This is a genomic window from Leucobacter chromiireducens (assembly GCF_051993095.1).
Classification (GTDB): domain Bacteria; phylum Actinomycetota; class Actinomycetes; order Actinomycetales; family Microbacteriaceae; genus Leucobacter; species Leucobacter chromiireducens.
In genome coordinates this window covers 1,700,493-1,723,399 of sequence record NZ_CP197024.1, presented here as the reverse complement: position 1 = coordinate 1,723,399, position 22,907 = coordinate 1,700,493, and the positions used below count along the sequence as shown (strand labels likewise).

The 22,907-nt window shown below is 66.0% G+C and carries 16 protein-coding genes; 7 read left to right on the top strand and 9 right to left on the bottom strand.

Annotated features, from left to right (window positions below):
- Positions 1–116 precede the first annotated feature (116 nt).
- The 3 genes from ACR81A_RS07695 (at position 117) to ACR81A_RS07685 (ending at position 5,681) form a co-directional block, all read left to right on the top strand.
- Positions 117–1,310, top strand: coding sequence for a thiolase family protein (locus ACR81A_RS07695; RefSeq protein WP_237462822.1), 1,194 nt, complete (start codon positions 117–119; stop codon positions 1,308–1,310).
- Positions 1,311–1,316: 6 nt separating this feature from the next.
- The gene (locus ACR81A_RS07690; RefSeq protein ID WP_440311527.1) at positions 1,317–3,452 is read left to right on the top strand and encodes a 3-hydroxyacyl-CoA dehydrogenase NAD-binding domain-containing protein; all 2,136 of its coding nucleotides are present in this window, start codon (positions 1,317–1,319) and stop codon (positions 3,450–3,452) included.
- A 216-nt stretch (positions 3,453–3,668) separates the two neighbouring features.
- Positions 3,669–5,681 (top strand): DUF222 domain-containing protein, encoded by a 2,013-nt coding sequence (locus tag ACR81A_RS07685; protein WP_440311526.1) that lies wholly within the window; start codon positions 3,669–3,671, stop codon positions 5,679–5,681.
- Positions 5,682–5,836: 155 nt separating this feature from the next.
- Here ACR81A_RS07685 and dxs read toward each other — a convergent pair whose 3' ends face one another.
- The 5 genes from dxs to dut form a co-directional block, all read right to left on the bottom strand.
- Positions 5,837–7,759 carry a 1-deoxy-D-xylulose-5-phosphate synthase gene (dxs, locus tag ACR81A_RS07680; RefSeq protein WP_440313138.1) on the bottom strand — a complete coding sequence of 641 codons (1,923 nt, stop codon included), beginning with the start codon at positions 7,757–7,759 and terminating at the stop codon, positions 5,837–5,839.
- 281 nt (positions 7,760–8,040) lie between these two features.
- A complete protein-coding gene (acnA, locus tag ACR81A_RS07675) occupies positions 8,041–10,728 on the bottom strand; it encodes an aconitate hydratase AcnA (RefSeq protein WP_202382711.1) in 2,688 nt (895 codons plus the stop codon).
- A 62-nt stretch (positions 10,729–10,790) separates the two neighbouring features.
- Complete coding sequence (locus ACR81A_RS07670; protein WP_202382710.1) at positions 10,791–11,567, bottom strand: DUF3159 domain-containing protein; 777 nt, start codon at positions 11,565–11,567, stop codon at positions 10,791–10,793.
- Complete coding sequence (locus ACR81A_RS07665) at positions 11,564–12,277, bottom strand: DUF3710 domain-containing protein (RefSeq protein WP_202382709.1); 714 nt, start codon at positions 12,275–12,277, stop codon at positions 11,564–11,566. The genes ACR81A_RS07670 and ACR81A_RS07665 overlap by 4 nt, the downstream gene beginning before the upstream one ends.
- Positions 12,278–12,332: 55 nt before the next feature.
- A complete protein-coding gene (dut, locus tag ACR81A_RS07660; RefSeq protein WP_440311525.1) occupies positions 12,333–12,779 on the bottom strand; it encodes a dUTP diphosphatase in 447 nt (148 codons plus the stop codon).
- A gap of 78 nt (positions 12,780–12,857) precedes the next feature.
- Here dut and ACR81A_RS07655 point away from each other — a divergent pair, with 78 nt between their 5' ends.
- Positions 12,858–13,352 carry a DUF3093 domain-containing protein gene (locus ACR81A_RS07655; protein WP_202382706.1) on the top strand — a complete coding sequence of 165 codons (495 nt, stop codon included), beginning with the start codon at positions 12,858–12,860 and terminating at the stop codon, positions 13,350–13,352.
- Positions 13,353–13,489: 137 nt separating this feature from the next.
- On the opposite strand, the gene ACR81A_RS07650 is transcribed toward ACR81A_RS07655, so the two are convergent.
- The gene (locus ACR81A_RS07650) at positions 13,490–13,780 is read right to left on the bottom strand and encodes a DUF4193 domain-containing protein (protein ID WP_125099741.1); all 291 of its coding nucleotides are present in this window, start codon (positions 13,778–13,780) and stop codon (positions 13,490–13,492) included.
- 221 nt (positions 13,781–14,001) lie between these two features.
- Here ACR81A_RS07650 and sepH point away from each other — a divergent pair, with 221 nt between their 5' ends.
- Positions 14,002–15,432, top strand: coding sequence for a septation protein SepH (sepH, locus tag ACR81A_RS07645; protein WP_440311524.1), 1,431 nt, complete (start codon positions 14,002–14,004; stop codon positions 15,430–15,432).
- Here the strand turns inward: sepH and ACR81A_RS07640 are convergent.
- Positions 15,429–16,700 carry an alkaline phosphatase family protein gene (locus tag ACR81A_RS07640; RefSeq protein ID WP_440311523.1) on the bottom strand — a complete coding sequence of 424 codons (1,272 nt, stop codon included), beginning with the start codon at positions 16,698–16,700 and terminating at the stop codon, positions 15,429–15,431. The two genes, sepH and ACR81A_RS07640, sit on opposite strands and share 4 nt — an antisense overlap.
- Before the next feature lie 10 nt (positions 16,701–16,710).
- Between ACR81A_RS07640 and ACR81A_RS07635 the strand changes: the two genes are divergently transcribed.
- Positions 16,711–19,161, top strand: coding sequence for a DNA gyrase/topoisomerase IV subunit A (locus ACR81A_RS07635; protein ID WP_202382702.1), 2,451 nt, complete (start codon positions 16,711–16,713; stop codon positions 19,159–19,161).
- A gap of 18 nt (positions 19,162–19,179) precedes the next feature.
- On the opposite strand, the gene ACR81A_RS07630 is transcribed toward ACR81A_RS07635, so the two are convergent.
- Together ACR81A_RS07630 and ACR81A_RS07625 are read right to left on the bottom strand one after the other, a co-directional pair.
- On the bottom strand, positions 19,180–20,058 hold the full coding sequence (locus ACR81A_RS07630) for an EamA family transporter (protein ID WP_440311522.1): 879 nt from the start codon (positions 20,056–20,058) through the stop codon (positions 19,180–19,182).
- A 247-nt stretch (positions 20,059–20,305) separates the two neighbouring features.
- Entirely contained in the window at positions 20,306–22,423 is a 2,118-nt protein-coding gene (locus ACR81A_RS07625; protein ID WP_202382700.1) for a DNA gyrase subunit B, read from the bottom strand.
- Between the two features lie 197 nt (positions 22,424–22,620).
- Here ACR81A_RS07625 and ACR81A_RS07620 point away from each other — a divergent pair, with 197 nt between their 5' ends.
- On the top strand, positions 22,621–22,842 hold the full coding sequence (locus ACR81A_RS07620; protein WP_440311521.1) for a DUF7455 domain-containing protein: 222 nt from the start codon (positions 22,621–22,623) through the stop codon (positions 22,840–22,842).
- Positions 22,843–22,907 lie beyond the last annotated feature (65 nt).

The window sequence follows — 22,907 nt, the reverse complement described above, 5'->3', positions numbered from 1 at the left end:
CCTCCCGATTTCTCGGGAAATATCAGGGAACGCGCACCGCCTCTTCTGAGTTTGAGACTCCGTCTCTAATATGGTGGAAGACCGATCACATACCTGATGGAGGCGAAGTGGCCGCAATGAGAGAAGTCGTGTTCGTAGATGGGGTGCGCACACCCTTCGGACGCGCGGGCGAAAAGGGCATGTACGCGGGAACCCGCGCCGACGACCTCGCGGTCAAGGCGCTGCAGGGGCTGTTGGCACGCAACGAGTCGCTCCCCCTCGACCGAATCGACGATGTCGGCATTGCCGCAACCTCGCAGCAGGGCGACCAGGGCCTCACCCTCGGCCGTACAGTGTCGATCCTTGCTGGAATCCCGCTCAGCGTCCCGGGCTTCGCGCTCGATCGCATGTGCGCGGGCGCGCTCACGGTTGCCTCGTTCATGGGCGCCGCGATCGGCTCCGGCCAGTACGACATCGCCGTCGCAGGCGGTGTCGAGCACATGGGGCGTCACCCGCTCGGCCTCGACGCCGATCCCAATCCCCGCTTTGTTGCAGAGAAGCTGGTGAGCCCCGATGCGCTGAACATGGGTCTCACCGCAGAGCGTCTGCACGACCGCTTCCCGGCACTCACGAAGGAGCGCGCCGATCGCTTCGGCATGCTGAGCCAGCACAAGGTGCAGGCCGCCTACGATCGCGGCGACATCCAGGCCGACCTGGTGCCCGTTGCCACACGCTCTGCGGCTGGCTGGGGCCTCGCGACTGAGGATGAGGGCCGCCGCCCCGAGACCACGATGGAGGGCCTCGCCGGCCTCAAGACGCCGTTCCGTCCGCACGGTCGCGTCACCGCGGGAACCTCGTCACCACTGACCGACGGTGCGACCATGTCGCTGCTTGCCGGCGCGGATACGGCGCGCGAGCTCGGTCTCGGCGCGAAGATGAAGCTCGTGGGCTTCGGCTTTGCGGGTGTGGAGCCGGAGGTGATGGGACTCGGTCCCGTGCCCTCCACCGAGAAGGCGCTGAAGCGCGCGGGCCTTACGATCGATGACATCGGGCTGTTCGAGCTCAACGAGGCGTTTGCGGTGCAGGTGCTCTCGTTCCTCGACCACTTCGGAATCGCCGATGAGGATCCCCGGGTGAACCCGTGGGGCGGTGCGATTGCGCTGGGACACCCGTTGGCAGCGTCGGGCGTGCGTCTGATGATCCAGCTGGCTCGCCAGTTCGCTGAGCGCCCGGACGTGCGCTACGGCATCACCGCGATGTGTGTTGGCCTGGGCCAGGGCGGTACTGCGATCTGGGAGAATCCTCACTTCAACGGCAAGAAGGGCAAGTAACTCGCCATGACTGACTACACCGGTATCGACTTCGCGCCGCTCCTCGCCGCATCGGACGACGAGGTCATCACGGACATGTTCGTGCGCGATGTTGCGCTCGCCTCTGGCGGCACGCTCGCGCTCATCACGATGGACAATGGGCGGGATCACACCCGGCCGAACACGCTCGGGCCGCGCACGCTCGAGCGACTCGGCGGCGTGCTCGACGAGCTCACGAAGCGTGCGGCCGTCGGCGAGATCACAGCAGTGGGCATCACGGGCAAGCCGTTCATCTTCGCCGCTGGCGCGGACCTCTCGAAGGTTTCCACGCTCGCCACCGCCGAGAACGCCCGACTCATGGCTCAGTACGGCCACCACATCCTTGGCAAGCTCGGCACCGTGGGCGTGCCCTCGTTCGCGTTTGTGAACGGCCTCGCGCTCGGCGGCGCGATGGAGATCGCGTTGCACTGCACCTACCGCTCAGTCGACGCGTCGGCCGCGGCCCTCGCCTTCCCTGAGGTCTTCCTCGGCATCATTCCCGGTTGGGGCGGCGCCACCATCGTTCCCAATCTGATCGGGATCGAGAAGGCGCTCGAAGTGATCGTCTCCAACCCGCTGAAGAACAACCGCATGCTCAAGCCGGCGCAGGCCAAGGAGATGGGCCTGTTCGACGAGCTGTTTGGTTCCGCAAGTTTCCTTGAGGAGTCGCTTGCGTGGGCGGATGCAGTGGTGAGCGGTGCGAAGAAGGTGGAACGTCCGAACGTTCCTGGCAAGCTCGAGCGCCTCACCAAGTGGCCCGCTGCGATCAAGATCGCTCGCGACATGCTCAAGGCGCGCATTGGTACGGCTGCGAAGGCGCCCTACGTCGCACTTGACCTGCTGAGCGCCGCGAAGGACAACGACTTGACGCGCGGTTTCGAGCGCGAGGACGATGCGCTGACCGAGCTCATCGCGGGTGATCAGTTCGTCGCGTCGATCTACGCGTTCGACCTCGTGCAGAAGCGTGCGAAGCGACCCGCTGGCGCCCCGGACAAGTCGCTCGCGAAGCCCGTGCAGAAGGTTGGCGTCATCGGCGCAGGCCTGATGGCCAGCCAGTTCGCGCTGCTCTTTGCGCGGAAGCTTCGTGTCCCCGTGGTTATCACGGACTTGGATCAGGGCCGCGTGGATAAGGGCCTCGAGTACATCCGTGGTGAGGTCGACAAGCTGCGCGACAAGGGCCGGCTGTCCTCGGACGACGCGAACCAGGTGAAGGCCCTCGTGAGCGGCACGACCGACAAGGCACTGTTCGCAGATTGCGATTGGGTGATCGAGGCTGTGTTCGAAGAACTCGGTGTCAAGCAGCAGGTCTTCGCAGAGATCGAGCCGATCATCTCGGAGACCGCGGTGATCGCCACGAACACTTCTTCGCTCTCCGTGGAGGAGATCGGTGCGAAGCTCGCGCACCCCGAGCGACTCGTCGGCTTCCACTTCTTCAACCCGGTCGCGGTGATGCCGCTCATCGAGGTTGTGAAGACGCCGAGCACCGACGACGCGACGCTTGCCACCGCCATGGTTGCGGCGCGTAGGCTCGGCAAGAGCGCCGTGATCACCGCCGACCGCCCGGGCTTCGTGGTGAACCGTCTGCTCGCTAAGGTGATGGGCGAAGCAGCGCGGGCGCTCGATGAGGGCACCCCGATGCCTGTGGTCGAGCGTTCGCTTGCCCCGATCGGCCTGCCGATGGGTCCGTTCGAGCTGATCGACCTGGTGGGCTGGAAGGTTGCGGCACACGTACAGGACACGATGGTGAGCGCATTCCCTGAGCGTTTCTACGCCTCACCGAACCTGCACGCGCTTGCTGAGGTGGAAGCCCCGCTCGTGAAGTCGAAGCAGGGCAAGGTTGAGGATCTGTCGAAGGCGGGCCGAAAGGCGCTCAAGCTGGGTTCGACGGCCGTGAGCGAGGAAGAGATCCTCCGCCGCGTGGAGGATGAGCTCGCTGGCGAGATCAAGATCATGCTCGACGAAGGCGTGGTTGCGGCGGCCGAGGATATCGACCTGTGCCTCATCCTGGGCGCCGGCTGGCCCTTCCAAGCGGGTGGCGCGACGCCGTACCTGGATCGTGTGGGCGCAAGCGAGCGTACCTTCGGCGGCACGTTCCACGATCCGCGTATCGCGGCGGCGGGCTAACCCCCTCCCTCGTCAATCACGACGCTGCGTGTGGCCCCGGCCTCGGCCGGGGCCACACCTGCTTTCTCACCTACTGCAACGCATGTTCTCTCTCTACTTGAGGGTGAGGCGACTTTCCGGAGTGGGATCAGGGCTTCCTCGGATTCCCTTGTTTTGCCGCGTGTTTCCGCGGTTTTCTGGGGTCTGAATGTCAGTGGTCACTGCTTGAATGAGCACATGACCACCACCCGAGGTTCTCCCGCTACTGGCTCGCCGACCGCGCCCCGCCGGGCTTCCCGGGTGCGCTTCCAGAAGACCTCCGCGGCTCACACTTCTGCTCCACCCCAGCCACCGGAGTTCGATCCCACCGAGCTCATCACCAAAGCGTTCGCGTCCGCAATCCCGGGTGTCATCCCACCCGTGTTCTCTGTTCGGGTGGTGGATGACGTGGTCGGCATGCTGGAACAGTTTGACCGCTTCCAGAACATTCTCACCGCCGCACGTTTGAACGTTCTTTCGTTCGCGATGGAGACCGCGGTGCACCGCGCCCCTTCCGGAAGCGGTGACATCCCGTACCGTTCCCTGCGTGCCGAGATCGCGACCGCCCTTCATCAGAGCGAACATGTTGTGGAGCGCGATCTGAACCTTGCGAGCGCGCTCACGATGCGTTTCCCTGCGACTCTGCCGCGCATGCTCACCGGGCAGGTTTCTCCCGAGCATGTGCGGGCACTTGTGGAATCCGCGGACGCGTTGGGGCTTGGGCAGGATCCGGATTCGGTGCGTGTGCGGGGCAGGTACGAGGCGGAGGTGTTGCGGCGCGCTGAGTCCCAGACGCCGCAGCGTTTGCGGCCGATCGCGCGGAAGCTTGCCCGTGAGCTCGCGAGATCCCTTCCGAAGCCGGCCCTGTTCCCGGGCGTTGACCCCACGATCGATGACCCATCCACTACTGACCCGGCCAGCACGGGCCCGATTGCCCCTGACCCAGCCAGCACGGACCCAAACGCCGCCGACCCAACGAGCACCGGTCCCGACGGCGCTGCCCCGAGCAGCCTCGACCCCAGCAGCCTCGACCCGAACACCGGGACCTCTGCGGGTGGCGCCCCTGTTCCTTCGCCGGAGTGTGAGCGGCGTGTGTGGGTGCGTGATCACGAGAACGGGATGGCGGAGCTTGTGGCGTTCATGCCGTCACCGGTGGCGTATGCGATTCATGATCGTTTGACGCGGCTCGCGAAGTCCGCGGAAGTCACCGAGCACCAACTCACACGCACCCTCACTGGTCGCGATGGTGTTTCCGCGGGTGCAGGCACCGGCACCGGCACAGGCGCCGTCACGGGTGAAGCGTCACGCGCGCACACCACCGGCAGAACCCAGCGAGTCAGCACGAAGAGCATCGCAGAACGCCGGCGCCTCCTCCGGGAACTCCGTCCGGGTATGAAGGGTGGGCGTCCCGGGGTGCGAGAGATCCGGGCCGGGCTCCCCAAGCGCAGTCGCGCGCAGACTCGCACTGATGTGCTCCGGGATCTGCTCCTTGTCGGGGATCCGATGCGGCTTGTTGCGGGGTCCCCGGAGGAGGCGGTGCGGGCGCACATCCAGGTCGTGGTGACCACCACAGCACCCCCGGCAAGCGCCAATGCGGGCCCCGTCCCGGGCGCACGCCCTGCCGGTCCGACCGGCACTGACTCCACTGCTTCGGCGCCGCCGGAGTTCACGGATGCCGAACTCATCGGGTCCGGACCCATCGACCCTGAACAGATTCGTGGCTACGCAGGTCACGCCGACTTCTGGGAGAAAGTCACCGTGTCCGGTGAGGCCGGGGATGTGCTGAGTGTGGACCGGTACCGGCCCAGTGCACAGATGCGCCGTTTCCTCGGGGCCCGCGACCTGCACTGCAGGTTCCCCGGTTGCCGGGTGCCGGTGAACCGCTGCGATATCGACCACACGATCCCCGCAGCAGATGGCGGCACGACATCCACAGACAACCTTGCCCATCTCTGCCGTGGCCACCACACCATGAAGCACAATTCCGACTGGGACCACCGTTTGTTGCCGGACGGGACAATGCGCTGGCGATCCCCAACCGGACGCGTGTACGACGATGAACCGCCAAGCCGGGTGAGGTTCCTGAAACACGAGAACACCGGACCACCACCCCTATCGTCAGCATCGCCAGGACTGCCAGCACCCTCGGCCTGGCCCCTCGTTCCGCCGGGGCCGGTGGAGGAAGAAGCGCCGGACGACCATCCCTTTTAGCGTGGGTGGGTTTCACCAACGCGGGTGCACGATCCGCGGTGCATGTTCCCGGCCTGTGGTCGGAATGCCACTACGAAGTAGACGAGGTTCAGAACTAAGTCGAAGTGACTGCGCGTTCGGAGAGGACGAGCACCCCTCGTATGGTCTCCGGAGGACTAGATTGCGTGATCAGGCCGCGCGATCGGGATCTTGTCTCCGCGCACCTGCGCGGAAACATCAGCTGCAATCTGCGCGGCGGTGAGTCCCGCGTCCTCCAGCAGCTCATCGCGACTCGCGTGTGCCGGGAACTCGTCGGGTGTGCCCAGCTCACTGACTGCGGTATCGACAGCGGCATCGCGGAGCGCCTGCCGAATTCGAGTGCCGACACCTCCGACCCGGATGCCATCCTCAATGCTGATGAGGAGCCGATGCGTGCGAGCCAGATCGACCACCGAGGCTGCGACGGGAACCACCCAACGAGGATCGACAACGGTCGACGAGATTCCCTCCGCAGCGAGGAGCTCAGCAGCTTCATGAGCGATGTGAGCCATCGGGCCGACAGTCACGAAGAGCACATCGCGTTCGCTCGCCTCGGGCGGTACCTCGCGCAGAATGTCCACACCATCTTCGGTGCGCCGCACAGCGGGAAGTGGGGCTCCAACGGAGCCCTTCGGGTAGCGGATGACCGTTGGGCCGTCGGTGATTGCGACCGCCTCGCCCAAGAGCTCTCGGAGCGACGCCTCGTCGCGGGGAGACGCGATCCGAATGCCGGGAACGACCTGCAGCGTGGCCAGATCCCACACGCCATTGTGGCTGGCGCCGTCTGGTCCAGTGAGGCCAGCTCGATCGAGCACAAAGGTCACGCCAGCGCGGTGGAGCGCCACATCCATCAGCAACTGATCGAAGGCGCGATTCATGAAGGTCGCGTAGATCGCTACGACAGGGTGCAAGCCCCCGTACGCCAGGCCGGCGGCGCTGGTGACTGCGTGCTGCTCAGCGATACCAACGTCGTAGACGCGGCCGGGGTGTCGCTCCGCAAGCGCGTCGAGCCCGGTCGGGGCGAGCATCGCCGCGGTGATCCCCACGATCCGCTCGTCCGTGTCGGCGAGTTCCACGATCCGATCTCGGAAGACACCCGTCCAGCTGGGGCCACTTGAGACCGAAACGGGTTCACCGTTGCCCGGGTTGATCTGGCCTACCGAGTGGAACTGATCTGCCTCGTCGTTTTCCGCGGGAGCGTAGCCGCGTCCCTTCTCTGTGATGACGTGCACCAGCGTGGGCCGGCCGTAGCCCTTGGCCTGACGCAACACCTCTTCGACCGCGGCGAGATCGTGGCCGTCCACAGGACCGAGATACTTGATATCGAGGTTGGAGTATAGGTGGTCGTTGTTGCTGGCACGGCTGAGGAAACCGTGCAGCGCGCCGCGAGCCCCGCGGTAGATGGTGCGGCCGGGGCGACCGAAGCGGGAGAAGAGCTTCTCGCTCCCCTCCTGAAGGTCACGATAGGTGTCCTTCGACCGGACGGAGTTCAGGAAGCGCGCCATCCCGCCGATCGTCGGTGCATACGAACGACCATTGTCGTTGACGACAATGACGAGGTTCCGATCATTATCGTCGGTGATGTTGTTGAGCGCTTCCCAGGTCATTCCGCCCGTGAGTGCGCCGTCGCCGACCAGCGCGACCACGTGGCGGTTCTCCTGGCCGGTGCGGGCGAAGGCGCGTGAGATGCCGTCCGCCCAGCTCAACGAGCTGGAAGCGTGCGAGCTCTCGACGATGTCATGCTCGGACTCTGCGCGCTGTGGGTAGCCTGCAAGACCCCCGCGACGGCGAAGCAGCGAGAAGTCCTTGCGGCCGGTGAGAAGCTTGTGCACGTAGCTCTGGTGCCCCGTGTCGAAGACGATCGGGTCACGCGGCGACTCAAACACGCGGTGCATGGCGATGGTCAGCTCAACCACACCGAGGTTGGGGCCGAGATGGCCGCCAGTCTTCGCGACTTCAGCGATGAGAAACTCGCGAATCTCAGCAGCGAGCGTGCGACACTCCTCTGGGGTCAGGTGATCGAGATCGCGTGGACCGTCGATTCCATCCAGGATCGCCACCCGCATACCTCCCCTTCAGCCCGCCACGTGCGGCGGAGCATCCCATCAGTCTACCCGGCGGCGGATACCGCGCTGAGCAGACCGGCCCGCGTATCGCCGGGGTGGGGCCGGCCATGCCGTGCTCACACGATGGGAGCGCGACGGCGTTGGACGTGGGAATCTCGTGAAGGGTCAGAGTAATGACCCCTCCTTTCTGCGGCGTATCGGTGGGCGGCAGAACGCACAGCGCCCCGCACGATTCGTGCGGGGCGCTGTGCGTTCTCTCCAGGAGATGCCGGTGACTAGACCAGCGAACGGAGCACGTACTGCAGGATGCCGCCGTTGCGGTAGTAGTCGGCTTCGCCCGGGGTGTCGATGCGCACGACCGCGTCGAAGCTGACGGTGCTGCCGTCTTCCTTCGTGGCGGTGACCGCGACCGTCTTCGGGGTGACACCCTCGTTCAGTGCGGTGACGCCGACGATGTCGAAGGACTCGGTGCCGTCAAGGCCGAGCGAATCTGCGCTCTCGCCCGCCGGGAACTGCAGCGGCAGCACGCCCATACCGATCAGGTTCGAGCGGTGAATACGCTCGAAGCTCTCGGTGATGACGGCCTTGACGCCCAGCAGGCGGGTGCCCTTCGCCGCCCAGTCGCGCGACGAGCCCGAGCCGTACTCCTTGCCACCAAGCACCACGAGCGGAACACCAGCTGCCTGGTAGTTCTGCGACGCGTCGTAGATGTACGACTTGGGGCCGCCCTCGAGCGTGAAGTCGCGGGTGAAGCCACCCTCGACGCCAGCGCCATCATTCTCAGCCGCAAGCAGCTGGTTGCGCAGGCGGATGTTCGCGAAGGTGCCGCGAATCATGACCTCGTGGTTGCCGCGGCGCGAGCCGTAGGTGTTGAAGTCGCGAACGGCGATACCATTCTCGATCAGGTACTGGCCAGCAGGCGTCTCGGCGCGGAAGCTGCCCGCGGGGCTGATGTGGTCAGTCGTGACCGAATCGCCCAGCTTCGCGAGGACGCGGGCGCTGGAGATGTCGGTGACGGGCACCGGCTCGAGCGTCATGCCCTCGAAGTAGGGCGCCTTGCGTACGTAGGTCGACTTCTCATCCCACGCGAAGGTGTTCCCGTCCGGGGTGGGCAGCGAGGTCCAGTGCTCGTCGCCATCGAAGACCGTCGCGTACTTCGACTTGAACATGTCCGAGTCGATGGATGCGTCGGCGATCTTCTGCACCTCGGTGGGGTCGGGCCAGATGTCGCGGAGGAAGACGTCGTTACCGTCCTGGTCCTGCCCCAGCGCCTGAGTCTCGAAGTCGAAGTCCATCGTGCCGGCAAGCGAGTACGCGATCACGAGCGGGGGGCTCGCGAGGTAGTTCATCTTGATGTCCGGGTTGATGCGACCCTCGAAGTTACGGTTACCCGAGAGGACAGCGGTGACCGCGAGGTCGTTGTCGTTGACCGCCTGCGAGATCTCCTCGTTGAGGGGGCCCGAGTTACCGATGCAGGTGACGCAGCCGTACCCGACCGTGTAGAAGCCGAGCGCCTCGAGGTCCTGGTTCAGGCCGGACTTCTCGTAGTAGTCCGTCACTACCTTGGATCCGGGAGCGAGCGTGGTCTTGACCCACGGCTGCGCCTTCAGGCCCTTCGCAACCGCGTTGCGAGCGAGCACGCCGGCGGCGAGCATCACGGAAGGGTTCGAGGTGTTCGTGCAGGAGGTGATCGAGGCGAGGGTGACCGCGCCGTGATCGAGCTCGAACTCGTTGCCGGCCTGATCCTTCACCTTGGCGGGGTTCGCTGCCGCAGCGTAGTTCTTGAGATCGGTCTCGAACTGCGTCTTCGCTGCGGTGAGCTCGATGCGATCCTGCGGGCGCTTCGGGCCGGCGATCGAGGACACCACCGTGCTGAGGTCCAGCTCAAGGTACTCACTGAACGAGGGCTCAACGGCGGGGTCGTGCCACATGCCCTGCGCCTGCGTGTACGCCTTGATGAGCTCGATCTGCTCTTCGCTACGGCCGGTGAGGCGCAGGTAGTCGAGGGTGACGTCGTCGACCGGGAACATCGCCGCGGTCGAACCGAACTCGGGGCTCATGTTGCCGATGGTGGCGCGGTTCGCGAGCGGCACGGAACCAACACCCTCGCCGTAGAACTCGACAAACTTGCCGACGACGCCGTGCTTGCGGAGCATCTGCGTGATCGTGAGCACGACATCGGTCGCGGTCACGCCAGCGGGGATCTTGCCCGAGAGCTTGAAGCCCACAACGCGCGGGATAAGCATGGAGATGGGCTGGCCCAGCATGGCTGCCTCAGCCTCGATGCCGCCAACACCCCAGCCGAGAACGCCGAGGCCGTTCTCCATGGTGGTGTGCGAGTCAGTGCCGACACAGGTGTCGGGGTACGCCTGCAGCTTGCCGTCCACCTCGCGGGTGAACGTGACGCGCGCAAGGTACTCGATGTTGACCTGGTGCACGATGCCGGTCCCCGGGGGAACGACCTTGAACTCGTCGAACGCGCCCTGGCCCCAGCGGAGGAACTGGTAGCGCTCGCCGTTGCGCTGGTACTCGATCTCCACGTTGCGGGCAGCCGCGCCTGCGGTGCCGTAGACGTCGGAGATGACCGAGTGGTCGATGACCATCTCGGCGGGTGCGAGCGGGTTGATCTTGTCGGGCGTGCCACCCAGGTCGACAACGGCCTCGCGCATGGTGGCAAGGTCGACGACACAGGGCACGCCGGTGAAGTCCTGCATGATGACGCGCGCGGGCGTGAACTGGATCTCGGTGTCGGGCTCAGCCGACGGATCCCAGTTGCCGAGAGCCTCAATGTGCGCGCGGGTGACGTTTGCGTCATCCTCCGTGCGGAGCAGGTTCTCGAGCAGTACCTTCAGGCTGTACGGCAGACGCTCGTGACCTGGGACCTGATCGATCCGGTAGATCTCGTACTCCCGCTCGCCGACGGCGAGGGTGCTCTTCGCGTCGAAGCTGTTGACGGCTCCCATGAGGCTCCTCCAATTTATCTCGATGTCAAGATAACTCTACACCGAAGTGGAGCCCTTCGCTGTCACTCCGGCGGGGCGTTTTGCCCTGTGCTCTCAACGATATCGGGGTTCGAATCATCAGATGATTTACTCACCCGGTGCACGACAAACCATGTCAGCGCGATGACTGCAGCGAAGAGGGGCGTTCCCATGACGATTCGCGCCGTTCCGAGTGCGGCGACCTGCTCGCCGAGATACATCGGCAGCTGCACGGCGAGCCGCGCGACGAACATGGCGAGCCAGAGGAGCGTGAGCAGCGTTGCGGCGCGTCGCAGCTTCAGGTCGTGGCGCCAGGCGCGGAAGTTTCCGCGGGTGAAGCCGATCACCAGGCCGATTGCGGGCCACCCCACAAGCAGTGAGATCACGAGGCCGAGCGACCAAGCCGCGTTGACCACGAAGCCCCACACGAAGTAGTCGACGCCGCGTCCGGTGATCAACGTAATGACGACCGCGATGCCGACGCCGAGCATGCCGGAGAGCGCCGCGATGGGCGTCTCCCGGCGTACCAGTCGTACGACGAAGAGAAGAACGGCGAGTGCACCGGGGATTACTGCGGCGAGTCGTGCGTCCTGCGTCGGCACGTAGATGCCGAGGAACAGCAAGCTCGGGATCAGGGTCTCTGCGACGCCGCGCCAGCCGCCGATCGCGGCGAGGACGCTTTCCGCGGTGAGTTCTTCGCCGGAGACTCCGCCCTGAACCGCGCGGGCCATGCCGCCGAGCCGGCCCAGGGGCGACTCGGTGGCGTTCTCTGCGGCATTCTTAGCCGAGGGCTGCGCGCCGCTCTCCTCCGCCTCGCTCACGCGGGCTGGGCCCCGCCCTGAGCAGCAGCGTCGCCCTGAGGGCGCTGAGCCTGCACGCCGGCAGGAACGCGCAGCGGGAGCAGCTCGCTCGGGGGCATCGGCTGGTCGCCGCGCACAACGACCACCTCGCGGAACAGGTCGATCACCCGTTCGCGTGCAGAAGCATCGACTGCCGCCTTGCCCATGATCACACCGCGCAGCATCCAGCGGGGGCCGTCCACGGCGATAAAGCGTGCCGTGCGCGTGCCGCCCTGCTCGGCCGGTGCGGGGGTCTCGACGAGGAGCTCGGGGCCGAGCGGACCGGTCTCTTCGACCGCGCTGGCGCCCTGGGCGGCCATCTGCTGAGTGAGCTCGCGGCGCACGCCGTGCCACAGTCCGGTGGTCTTGGGTGCCGCAAACGCCTGTACCTGAAGCAGCGACTCTGCGTACTCAAGGGACACAGCAACGACGCGATTCGCGCGCTCATCGACCTCGAGGCGCAGCTGCAGGCCCTCGCGCGGAGCGACCTTGATGCCGCCAAGATCGACGTACGGGCGCATTGCGGGGACCTCTGCCGCGTCGAACGGGCCGGCAGTATCTCGGTCCGCGGGGTGGGACTTGCTCTCGTCGAGCTCCTCGCCCGCGCTCTCGTGGAGCTCGAGGGCCTCCGCGGAATCTGCGGCCTCCGGGGTGTTCTTCTCGACGTCCTGCGTCTCTGACTTGTCGCTCATGCTCTCTTCGTTTCTTTCGTGTCCTGCGAAATCTGGGTGGTCTGCCCGTGCCGGCCTAGTGCGTCCCCGACTGCACTCCGGTGGAGCCAAAGCCGTTTGCGCCGCGGACGCTGTCGGGCAGCGTGTCGACGGGAACAAACACGGCGCGCGACACGGGCATCACGATCATCTGAGCGATTCGATCCCCCACTGCCACGTCAAAGGAGTGCTCGCGGTCGGTGTTCAACAGAGTGACTTTGATCTCCCCGCGGTACCCGGCGTCGACGGTGCCCGGGGAATTGACCACCGTGATACCGTGCTTCGCCGCGAGGCCGCTTCGCGGTACGACGAATGCGGCATATCCCGTTGGTAACGCGATTGACACCCCGGTGCCAATGAGGGCGCGCTCGCCGGGGCCGAGTGTCACAGCCTCCGTGGCCATCAGATCGGCGCCTGCATCGTCCGCGTGGGCATAGCGGGGCGCGTGCTCGGCCAGAAGTGGAATCTCTACTACATCGCTCACCCGGCCAGGGTATCGGATGCGCATGGGGCGCGCCCGCGCGCACACGCGTCGCGCAGGTGTTCAGGCGATAATGGAGGCATGACGAGTGACGCCGCCGCGGTCCCCGCGGCCTCCGCTGCCCCCAGCTCCGCCGAGTACCGGGAGCGCCTCGTTCCCGGGCCGGGAATGTTCATTGCGCTGCTGCTGGTGGCCCCGGCCGTGGCGCTCATCACGACGCCGATCAACATCAACGCTGCAATCCCCGCCGGGATCATCGTGTACCTCATCGCCGCGGTGACGCTGATCCTGCTCTCCCCCACGATTCGCGTGACGGGCGGGACGCTGGTGGCGGGACACGCATCGATCCCAGTCTCCCAGCTCGGCGAGATTGAGCTACTGGGCGCGAGCCGGCTCCGCGCCGCGATCGGGCCCGGCCTTGATGCGCGAAGCTACCTGTTGGTGCGCGGCTGGGTGAACCGTGGGATTCGCATCGAGAACATCGACCCCAATGATCCCGCTCCCGTGTGGATCATTACGACCCGGCATCCGCAGAAGCTCGCGGACACGATTCGGTCAGCGCAAACGGGCAAGTGACACGTGGGCGCCACCATTGTGGCGCCCACGTGTCGGCACACCCGACGAAAAAGCCTTCGGGCCCGGCTCCACCACTCAGGTGGGGCCGGGCCCGAAGGCGTCTGTCGCGAAGATCCGCGTCGGAAACGCAGCGCTCGTTAGGCCGCGCACTCCGCACAGATCGGACCGAGGTCGGTCTGGTGGTCCATCTGCGAGCGGTGTCGCACCAGGAAGCAGCTCACGCACGTGAACTCATCATCCTGCTGGGGAAGCACGACAACGTCGAGCTCAACGTCAGAGAGGTCCGAGCCGCCCAGGTCGAAACTCGGGTTGTCCGCATCCTCCGAGTCGAGTCCAGATGCACCCTTCGCCGGGCCGCGTTCTTTCAGGGCCTCGATGGAGTCGGCTTCTTCTTCGGACTTCCGGGGGGCGTCGTAATCGGTGGCCATTCTCTCCTGCAATCTTGTGCCGCACTTCGGCACCTCAACCTTCGAGCGGCCACAGTCTGCCGTACGATTCCCCTTTCGCGCAAACTGTGAGGCTTAGAGTTCTCTGTGCGCGTACTCGGAGCAGTTCCTCGGAGCACGAACTTTCCCACGCGCCGCGGCAATGTCGCCTGCTGCCCGCGAGGTGTGCCACCCTGGTTCGCGAGCGAGGAAGGGATGCGCCGATGGACGAACTGCGCTTTGTGCGACGCGAGGATCAGACACTGATCGTTGCGAATGATGCCGACCAGGAATTCCGGCTTGTCGTGGACGACGCCGTGCTCAGCGAGCTCCGGAACCTCAGTCGCCGTGAACGAGATGCCTCGAAGGTGCGTCCGCGTGAGATTCAGTCACTGATTCGTGCGGGTAAGACCCGCGCGCAGGTGATGGAGATCACCGGGCTTGAGGCCTCCGACATCGAGCGGTATGAGGAGCCGGTTCTTGCAGAGCGTCGGTACATCCTTGAACGCGCGCACGCCGTCCCGGTGCGCGCAGATGCACACAGCGAGGCTGATCAACACTTCGGTTCCGTGATTGCGGAGCGCCTGGTGTCGCTTGCGGCAGAGGCCAGTGAGTGGGCATCGTGGCGCGACGAGGAGACAGGCTGGATGGTCAGCCTCGAATTCATCTCACGCGATGTTGCGCACCGTGCCGTGTGGGCGTTCGACCACCGCAAGGGTGGGCTTTCTCCCGTGACCCCGGACGCGGTGACGCTCTCGAAACAGGGCGACGTGGGCGATCGACTGATCCCCAAGCTCCGCGCTGTGGGCGGCAACGACGGCGCATCGAAGTTCGACTCGGGCGCGTTCGACGCCGCCGATCTCCCGGAGGCGACCGATGCGGACGGCGCGGCGCCCGCGGCTGACCCCGAGAGCGCAGCTGGAGACACTGCCGGTGCGAGTGCCCCGACCAACACCCCGATCGGCGTCAGTGGCGGTGCGAGCACCACGGGCAGCCCGGACGATGACATCGAAGCTGACTATGCTCGTCGGCGCGAGATCGATCAGCGCGCCATTAAGACGCACGAGACCCAGCCGATTGACCTGAGTCAGACCGCCGACCTGCTCGATGCCCTCCGCCGCAGACGGGGTGAGCGTGACGAGGCGAACCGCGCCGCGGCACAGGCAGACGTCGATTCGCTCGAGGCGGCGCTTGAAGCGCCCGTCTCCCAGCTCACCGATGGTGAACTGGACGATCGTTCGCAGAAGCTGGACTCGCCGGCTCCTGCTCGGCCTGCCCCCGCCGCTGAGCCGAAGCCAAGCGCCCCACGCAGCATTTGGGGTGCGAGTGGAGTGAGCGGTTCCGCTCCCCCGCTCCGCAGCGCCCACGATCAGCCATCGGCTCCAAGCGGCTCGCGTGCCGCCGGCCCGAGCGACGCTGACGACGATGACAACGACACGGCCCCCGTGGTGCGTGGTGGACGTCCGGCGTTGCCAAGCATCGGCCTTGCGGCCCGTCCTGGTGCCGACACCAACGGCGCTCGACCGGAGGCGGAGGATCGCACGCCCGGTCGACCGAACAGCGATGCGGAGAAGGGCGGCCGGAAGGGACGCGCCTCGATTCCGAGCTGGGACGACATCCTCTTCGGCACCCGGAGTGACGAAGACCCGAACTAGCCGGCGAGCGCCGCGCCGCGCAGCGCGGCAACTCGCGTGACGAGCGCGGTGAAGCCCGTGCCGGCCAGTGCACCGGCAAGCGCCAGGGGCACACCGCGCTCGTCCTCGCTGAAGGATCCGTGCTGCCCAACGAGTGACCGTGCCGACGGGGTATCCGCGCTGACGTAGTACGCAACGCGTTTGCGCGCTGCGATGAACACATCGCCCAGCCTGGGCGCAACCTCTGGCGCAACCGGGCCGAACACGTCGGCGGCGATTGCTTCATCGCGCGTGAAGACCCAGGCGCGATCGCCCTCTGCCGCTGCGATGCGATCTCGCACCTCTGCAATCAGCGCGGGATCGGCCTCGGCCCCGTTCTCTGCGAGGTACAGCGCGCGGAATCGCGGCTCGCCTCCGATTTCGACGACCCCGTCAAGCAGACCGGGAACTGAGTCGAGCAGCACGTGCTGCTCAGCGGGCACGTCAATGATGCCGTGGTCCGCCGTCACTGCGACTCCGACGCCACCAGGAAGTGCGCGCAGGAAGTCGGCGAGCGCGGCGTCAAGGTGCTCCAGACGACGGACCCACTCCGCGCTCTCCCAGCCGTTCTCGTGGGCCGCGCGGTCGAGCTCATCGACGTAGAGATAGATGAGCGTTGACTCCTGGGCTGGTCCGGCTGCCGCGGCGCGGAGTGTCTGCGACGCAATGGCGAAGCGGTCATCGATGCGCTGGCCGGACAGGTAGTCGGCGTCGCTCAGGATCGCGCGTGTGAGCCCGCCCTCTTCGTGCGCTGGCCGGCCGATGACGACGGGGCGGGCGCCGACCTCGCGTGCCTGGGCGAAGAGTGGCGTGGCCCGCTGCCATGAACGCACGTCCGTGATGCCGTCCCACTCGCTGAGCGTGGTGCGAAGGCCGAACTCGGGGTGGCGGATACGGTAGCCCGCGAGACCGTGCTCGCCCGGCAGTCTGCCGGTCGTGATCGCGGTGAGCGCGGCTCCCGTCGTCGACGGGGCGACGGTCTCGATCCTGCGCTGCTGGAGTCCCGCGAGGGTGGGCGCGTGCCCTTTTCGTGCGGCGAGGTTCGCGTGACCCAGCCCATCGACCACGATCAGTACGAATGAGCGAAGCTCGGGCACGAGTGAGACATCAAGGTCATCAAACGATCCTGGGGCGCTCGCGTGTGCGAGAACCGCACGAGGATCTTTGCCCTGACCACGGGAGATGGCGGCCAAACCGCTTGGCAGAATTGCGGCAAGCCTCGCGCCGTTGTCGGCGGCTGTCGGTAGCATATTGACCATTATGACCGAATCGTCCGGAGCACCCCACGAGATCGCCGGCGAACGCATCGAGGACATTGACATCTCGGAAGAGATGGAGGGTTCGTTCCTCGAGTACGCCTACTCCGTGATCTATTCCCGCGCGCTGCCAGATGCGCGCGATGGCCTGAAGCCTGTGCAGCGCCGCATCCTCTTCATGATGACTGACATGGGCCTGCGCCCCGAGAAGGGGCACGTGAAGTCGGCCCGCGTGGTTGGCGAAGTGATGGGCAAGCTGCACCCGCACGGCGATTCGTCGATCTACGACGCACTCGTGCGGATGGCGCAGGGCTTTGCCATGCGCCTGCCGCTCGTCGACGGGCACGGAAACTTCGGTTCGCTCGATGATGGTCCCGCCGCGTCGCGGTACACGGAGGCGCGCCTCGCGGGCGCTGCGCTCGCGATGACCGAGTCGCTCGACGAAAATGTCGTCGATTTCGTGCCGAACTACGACAACCAGATTATGCAGCCGGATGTTCTGCCCTCCGCAGTGCCCAACCTGCTCGTCAATGGCGCGAGCGGTATTGCTGTGGGTATGGCGACGAACCTCGCACCGCACAACCTCATCGAGGTCGTCGATGGGGCGAAGCATCTGCTCCAGCATCCCGAAGCGACGGTTGATGAACTCATGGAGTTCATCCCGGGGCCCGATCTCCCCGGCGGTGGCACCATCGTTGGGCTTGATGGCGTCAAGGATGCGTACCGGACCGGGCGCGGCGCGTTCCGCACGCGAGCGAAGGTTGCTGTTGAGCAGCTCGGCCCGCGTCGTACCGGCCTCATTGTGACCGAGCTCCCGTATCTCGTGGGGCCCGAACGAGTCATCGAGAAGATCAAGCAGGGCGTCGAGGCGAAGAAGCTTTCCGGCATCTCCGATGTGGCCGATCTCACGGATCGCAAAAATGGCTTGCGCCTGGTGATCACGCTGAAGACGGGCTTCGCGCCCGAGGCCGTACTCGAGCAGCTCTACCGCTACACGCCGCTCGAGGACTCCTTCAGCATCAACTCGGTTGCCTTGGTGCAGGGTCAGCCCCAGACGCTCGGGCTGCGCGAGATGTTGCGCGTCTTCCTTGACCACCGCATCTCGGTGATCACCCGTCGCACTGAGCACCGCTTGAGCAAGCGCCGTGACCGCCTGCACCTGGTTGAGGGCCTGCTCATCGCGATCCTCGACATTGACGAGGTGATTCAGCTCATTCGCACGAGCGATGACGCTGAGACCGCACGCACGCGCCTCATGCAGGTCTTCGATCTGTCCGAGCTGCAGGCGGAGTACATTCTCGAGCTGCGACTGCGTCGCCTCACGAAGTTCTCGCGCGTTGAGCTCGAGGCCGAGCGTGATGAGCTGAACGCCGAGATCGCGCAGCTGCTCGAGATACTCGGAAGCGACGAGCGCCTCCGTGGCGTGGTGTCCGATGAGCTGGATCAGGCCGCCGCCGCCTGGGGCACTCCGCGACGCACACTGCTCACGGGTGCGGTGATTCGTCCCACCCGCGCTGCCGCAGCGTCTGCCTCGCTCGAGGTTGCTGACTCCCCGTGCACCGTGCTGCTCTCCGTGACGGGGCGCATGCTGCGGATTGATCGGGATCCGGAAGCCGCTGACGCTCCGCGCGGTCCCTCACGCGCGACCAAGCACGGCGCCATTCTCGCGAGCGTTGACGGCACTGTCCGCGGCGAGCTTGGTGCGGTGATGAACGATGGGACGCTGCACCGCTTTACGCCGGTGGATCTGCCCGTTGTGCCGACCGCGAGCATCGCATTCTCGGCTGGCGTGAAGCTCGCGGACTACCTCGGGATCACGGACAAGAAGCTCCGCGTCGTGGGGATCGTGCCGATCGATACGGATACGCCGATCGGCATGTTCACACAGCAGGGCATCGTGAAGCGCGTGCTGCTCACGGACCTCCCGGCGAAGCCGAGCTTCGAGGTGATCGGACTGAAGGCGGGCGACCAGCTCGTGGGCATCTTCCCCGCACCCGACGGCACCGAGTTTGCAGCGGTGACGAGCGATGCACAGCTGCTGCGCTTCGACGCGACATCCGTGCGCCCGCAGGGCCGCCCGGCCGGCGGCATGGCCGGCATCCGCCTCGGCGACGAGGCGCGTGTGGTGTTCGCCACGGCGATCCCCGCCGCCGGCGAGGCCCGGGTAGTGACGGTGGCGGACAGCTCGATCACGCTTCCCGGCACTGACGTCGCCACCGCCAAGATCACGGACTGGGCAGAGATCCCCGCGAAGGGCCGCGCCACGGGCGGCGTGCGCATTCAGCGCTTCCTGAAGTGGGAAGACCAAATCGCGTGCGCCTGGGTGGGCGTCGGCGAGGCGCGTGCGTTGGCCGCTGACGGCACCGCCCGAAAGCTGCCCAGTGAACTCGGCAAGCGCGATGGCTCGGGCACGCCAATTGACGGGGCCGCAGCGTTCGTCGGGCTCGCATCCTAGACGTGCGTCGCGTGGGGGTTATCCACCGATGAGGGTGACCCCCACGACCACCACGAGCGCCGCCGCGATGCGCAGCACGGGGCGAGACTCGCGGAAGCGCCACGCGCCGTACAATCCCACAAGCACAACGCTCACCTCGCGCATCGGTGCGACGAGCGCAACCGGTGCCAGCGTGATCGCGGTGAGCACGAGCACGTAGGAGAGCGGTGACAGCACGCCGAACGCGAGCAGCCGCTTCCAGCTGCCGCGCCACTCCGCGGCGAGGCGCGCGGCCGCGGTCCGGGCACCGCCACGGCGCAGCAATGCGAGGGTGAAGAACGGCACCTCAGCGAGCGCGCAACCGACCATAAACGCGACGGGTGCAACCCCGAGTTCGGTGACCGTGTAGGCATCCCACACCGTGTAGCTCGCGATCGCGACGCCAGTAAGAAGCCCATAGACGAGCGCGGGATCGAGGCCTGGCTGGCGCCGCCCCTGCCGTCCCACGAGCCCGAAGGCAACGACACCGAGAATGATGAGCGCGACGCCACCGAGCGCCCACCCGCCAGGCCGCTCCCCCAGGAAGAGCACCGCGATGAGCACGGTGAGCAGCGGCCCAGTGCCGCGCGCTGTTGCGTACACCGTAGAGAGGTCCCCGCGGGCATATCCCCGCTGCAGCACGACCATGTAGACGACGTGCAGCACCCCGGAAACGAGCACGCCCAGGAGCACGCCCCCAAGGGTGGCGTCCCCGATTCCTCCCGTGAACGGGATGACCCACACCCAGATGAGTGCGGAGACCAGTGAGCCCCACCACAGGAACGGCATGCCGGAACCGCTCGCGCGGTGGGCGATGATGTTCCACGCAGCGTGGCAAACCGCAGCGGTGAGAACGAGGAGGAGCGCGGTGGGCGACATGGGGGAACCTTCTCTTCGCCGCGGGCACGACGAAGTGGTTCCTCCAGGCTTTTGTCCGTTCAGATGACGCCCGGCCGGGTGGCGGAGCGTGGCGCCGCTCGGACCACGGCGGACGGATGTCCCGGAACCCTAGGCGCTATCACTCTCCACCCTAGCGAGCCTTCGCGGACCTGGCCGACGGCACGCACGGTGGCGCCGAGTGTTCACCTGATCGCCGAGTGTGACACTCAGAGTTCACCTGGCGTGGTTATGCGTCGATGCGATCCCGATCGAGATCGTCAGCGTTCTCAATAATGAACTCCTTGCGGGGCGCAACCTCGTTGCCCATGAGCAACTCGAACACCTGAGACGCAGCGTGCGCGTCCTCGACGCGAACCCGGCGCAGCGTGCGGTGCTCCCGGTCCATGGTCGTTTCAGCCAGCTGATCTGCGTCCATCTCGCCGAGGCCCTTGTAGCGCTGAATCGGCTCCTGGTACTTCTTATTGCGCTTTCGGAGGTCCGTAAGCAGCGCGGTGAGCTCGCGCTCGCTGTACGTGTAGATCACGTCATTGGGCTTGCGGCCCGCATTTTGCACGATGACGCGGTGCAGTGGCGGCACCGCGGCATACACGCGCCCGGCCTCGAGCATCGGTCGCATGTAGCGGAAGAACAGCGTGAGCAGCAGCGTGCGGATGTGCGCGCCGTCGACGTCGGCGTCGCTCATCAAGATCACCTTGCCGTACCGTGCGGATTCGATGTCGAAGTCGCGTCCGGAGCCCGCGCCGATCACCTTGATGATCGCGCCGCATTCCGCGTTGCTCAGCATCTCAGCAACCGACGCCTTCTGCACATTCAGGATCTTGCCGCGAATGGGCAGCAATGCCTGGAACTCGCTGTCGCGCGCAGGACGCGCAGTGCCGAGCGCGCTGTCGCCCTCCACGATGAAGAGTTCAGTCTCGGCGACGTTCTTCGAGCGGCAATCGATGAGTTTTGCCGGCAGTGAGGAGCTCTCGAGCGAACTCTTCCTGCGTGCAGTGTCGCGCTGGGCACGGAGCGCGATGCGCGCCTTCATCTCCGAGACCATCTTCTCGAGCAGCGCGCCGGTCTGCGCCTTATCCGGCTTCTTCGTCGATTCGTAGCGCTCCGTGAGTCCCTTGACGATGGCGCGGGTGACGATCTGGCGCACGGCCGCGGTGCCGAGCACCTCCTTCGTTTGGCCCTCGAACTGTGGCTCGGGCACGCGCACTGTCACGACGGCGGTGAGGCCGGTGAGGATGTCGTCCTTCTCGGGCTTATCGCTGCCCGCCTTGAGTTTTCGTGCGTTCTGCTCAATCTGCTTGCGGAAGAACTTCGTGAGCCCCTGCTCGAAGCCGGCCAGGTGCGTGCCACCCTTGGGGGTCGAGATGATGTTGACGAAGCTCTGAATTTCCGTGTCGTAACCGGTGCCCCAGCGGAGCGCAATGTCCACCTCGCACTCGCGCTCAACCTCGCGGGACACGAGGTGCCCGGTCGCCTCATCCATGACGGGCACGGTCTCCCGGAACGTGCCGGAGTCAGTCACGCGCCAGGTATCGGTGAGCGCGGCGTCAACGGCGAGGTAATCCACGAACTCCGAGATCCCGCCCTCGTATGCGAAGCGGTGCACCGACGCGGCACCGTCTTCCCCGAGCGACTCGGGCCGCTCATCGGTGATCTCAATGCCGAGACCCGGGACGAGGAACGCGGTCTGACGGGCACGCGCCACGAGCGAGTCGGGCTCGAACTGGGCGGAGGCGAGGAAGATCTGAGGGTCAGCCCAGTACCGAACGCGCGTTCCCGTGACGCCCTTCTTGACTTTCCCCACGGCGCGCAGTTCAGAGGAGCTCTCAAACGGGGTGAACGGGCTGTCCGGGCCCTCACCTGCAAAGGTGCCCGGTTCGCCGTGGCGGAACGACATGGCCCAGGTCTTCCCATCGCGGTCGACCTCGACGTCGAGACGTGACGACAGTGCGTTGACAACCGAGGCGCCCACGCCATGCAGGCCGCCCGAGGAGGCGTAGCCGCCGCCGCCGAACTTTCCGCCCGCGTGCAACTTCGTGAAGACGAGCTCGACACCGGAGAGGCCACTCTTTGGCTCGATGTCTACCGGGATCCCGCGACCGTTGTCGGTGACCGTCACGCTGCCGTCAGCGTGCAGGCGGATGCCGATCTCGTCACCGTGACCGGCGAGCGCCTCATCGACAGAGTTATCGATGATCTCCCAGAGGCAGTGCATCAGGCCGCGTGAGTCGGTCGTGCCGATGTACATGCCGGGGCGCTTGCGGACCGCCTCGAGTCCCTCGAGGACGGTGAGATGGCGCGCGGAGTAGTTCGACTCCGCCGCCTGCGATGCTCGCTCAGTGGCCACGTGCAAGGACCCCTTCTGTAAGTTGACTCCCCCACCCTAGGACACGCCACCGACACCCACGTGCAGCGACCCCGGCGAGTGCTGAAGCGGTGCCGCACGCTACGCGGTCAGCGAACCTGAGCGTTCGGAACGCGAGAAAGCTCGCTCGACGTGTTTGGATAGACGTGAACAAAACCCTAGATGGACGGGAGGTCGCCATGACGACAATCGAGCAGGATCGTACGGATACGATCGATGCCGCGGATCGCCCGCTCTCCGCACTCGACCGCTGCGACAGCTGCGGCGCACAGGCATACGTGCGCGTCATGCTGAGCGGGAGCGAGCTGCTGTTCTGCGCGCACCACGCCCACAAGCACGAGGCCAAGCTTCGCCCCATGGCGGAGGTCTGGCACGACGAGAGCCACAAGCTGAACGCGTAGGCGTTCGAGTCCACTTCCACCGCGGGAGCGGGCCCAAGCAACACAGAGAAGGGGCCCGGGAGCAA

What these genes read in the sequence shown, in the direction of transcription:
- ACR81A_RS07695 (WP_237462822.1), top strand. Translation starts at nt 117, where the DNA reads ATGAGAGAAGTCGTGTTCGTAGATGGGGTGCGCACACCCTTCGGACGC.
- ACR81A_RS07690 (WP_440311527.1), top strand. Translation starts at nt 1,317, where the DNA reads ATGACTGACTACACCGGTATCGACTTCGCGCCGCTCCTCGCCGCATCG.
- ACR81A_RS07685 (WP_440311526.1), top strand. Translation starts at nt 3,669, where the DNA reads ATGACCACCACCCGAGGTTCTCCCGCTACTGGCTCGCCGACCGCGCCC.
- acnA (WP_202382711.1), bottom strand. Translation starts at nt 10,728, where the DNA reads ATGGGAGCCGTCAACAGCTTCGACGCGAAGAGCACCCTCGCCGTCGGC.
- ACR81A_RS07665 (WP_202382709.1), bottom strand. Translation starts at nt 12,277, where the DNA reads ATGAGCGACAAGTCAGAGACGCAGGACGTCGAGAAGAACACCCCGGAG.
- ACR81A_RS07655 (WP_202382706.1), top strand. Translation starts at nt 12,858, where the DNA reads ATGACGAGTGACGCCGCCGCGGTCCCCGCGGCCTCCGCTGCCCCCAGC.
- ACR81A_RS07650 (WP_125099741.1), bottom strand. Translation starts at nt 13,780, where the DNA reads ATGGCCACCGATTACGACGCCCCCCGGAAGTCCGAAGAAGAAGCCGAC.
- sepH (WP_440311524.1), top strand. Translation starts at nt 14,002, where the DNA reads ATGGACGAACTGCGCTTTGTGCGACGCGAGGATCAGACACTGATCGTT.
- ACR81A_RS07640 (WP_440311523.1), bottom strand. Translation starts at nt 16,700, where the DNA reads ATGCTACCGACAGCCGCCGACAACGGCGCGAGGCTTGCCGCAATTCTG.
- ACR81A_RS07635 (WP_202382702.1), top strand. Translation starts at nt 16,711, where the DNA reads ATGACCGAATCGTCCGGAGCACCCCACGAGATCGCCGGCGAACGCATC.
- ACR81A_RS07630 (WP_440311522.1), bottom strand. Translation starts at nt 20,058, where the DNA reads ATGTCGCCCACCGCGCTCCTCCTCGTTCTCACCGCTGCGGTTTGCCAC.
- ACR81A_RS07620 (WP_440311521.1), top strand. Translation starts at nt 22,621, where the DNA reads ATGACGACAATCGAGCAGGATCGTACGGATACGATCGATGCCGCGGAT.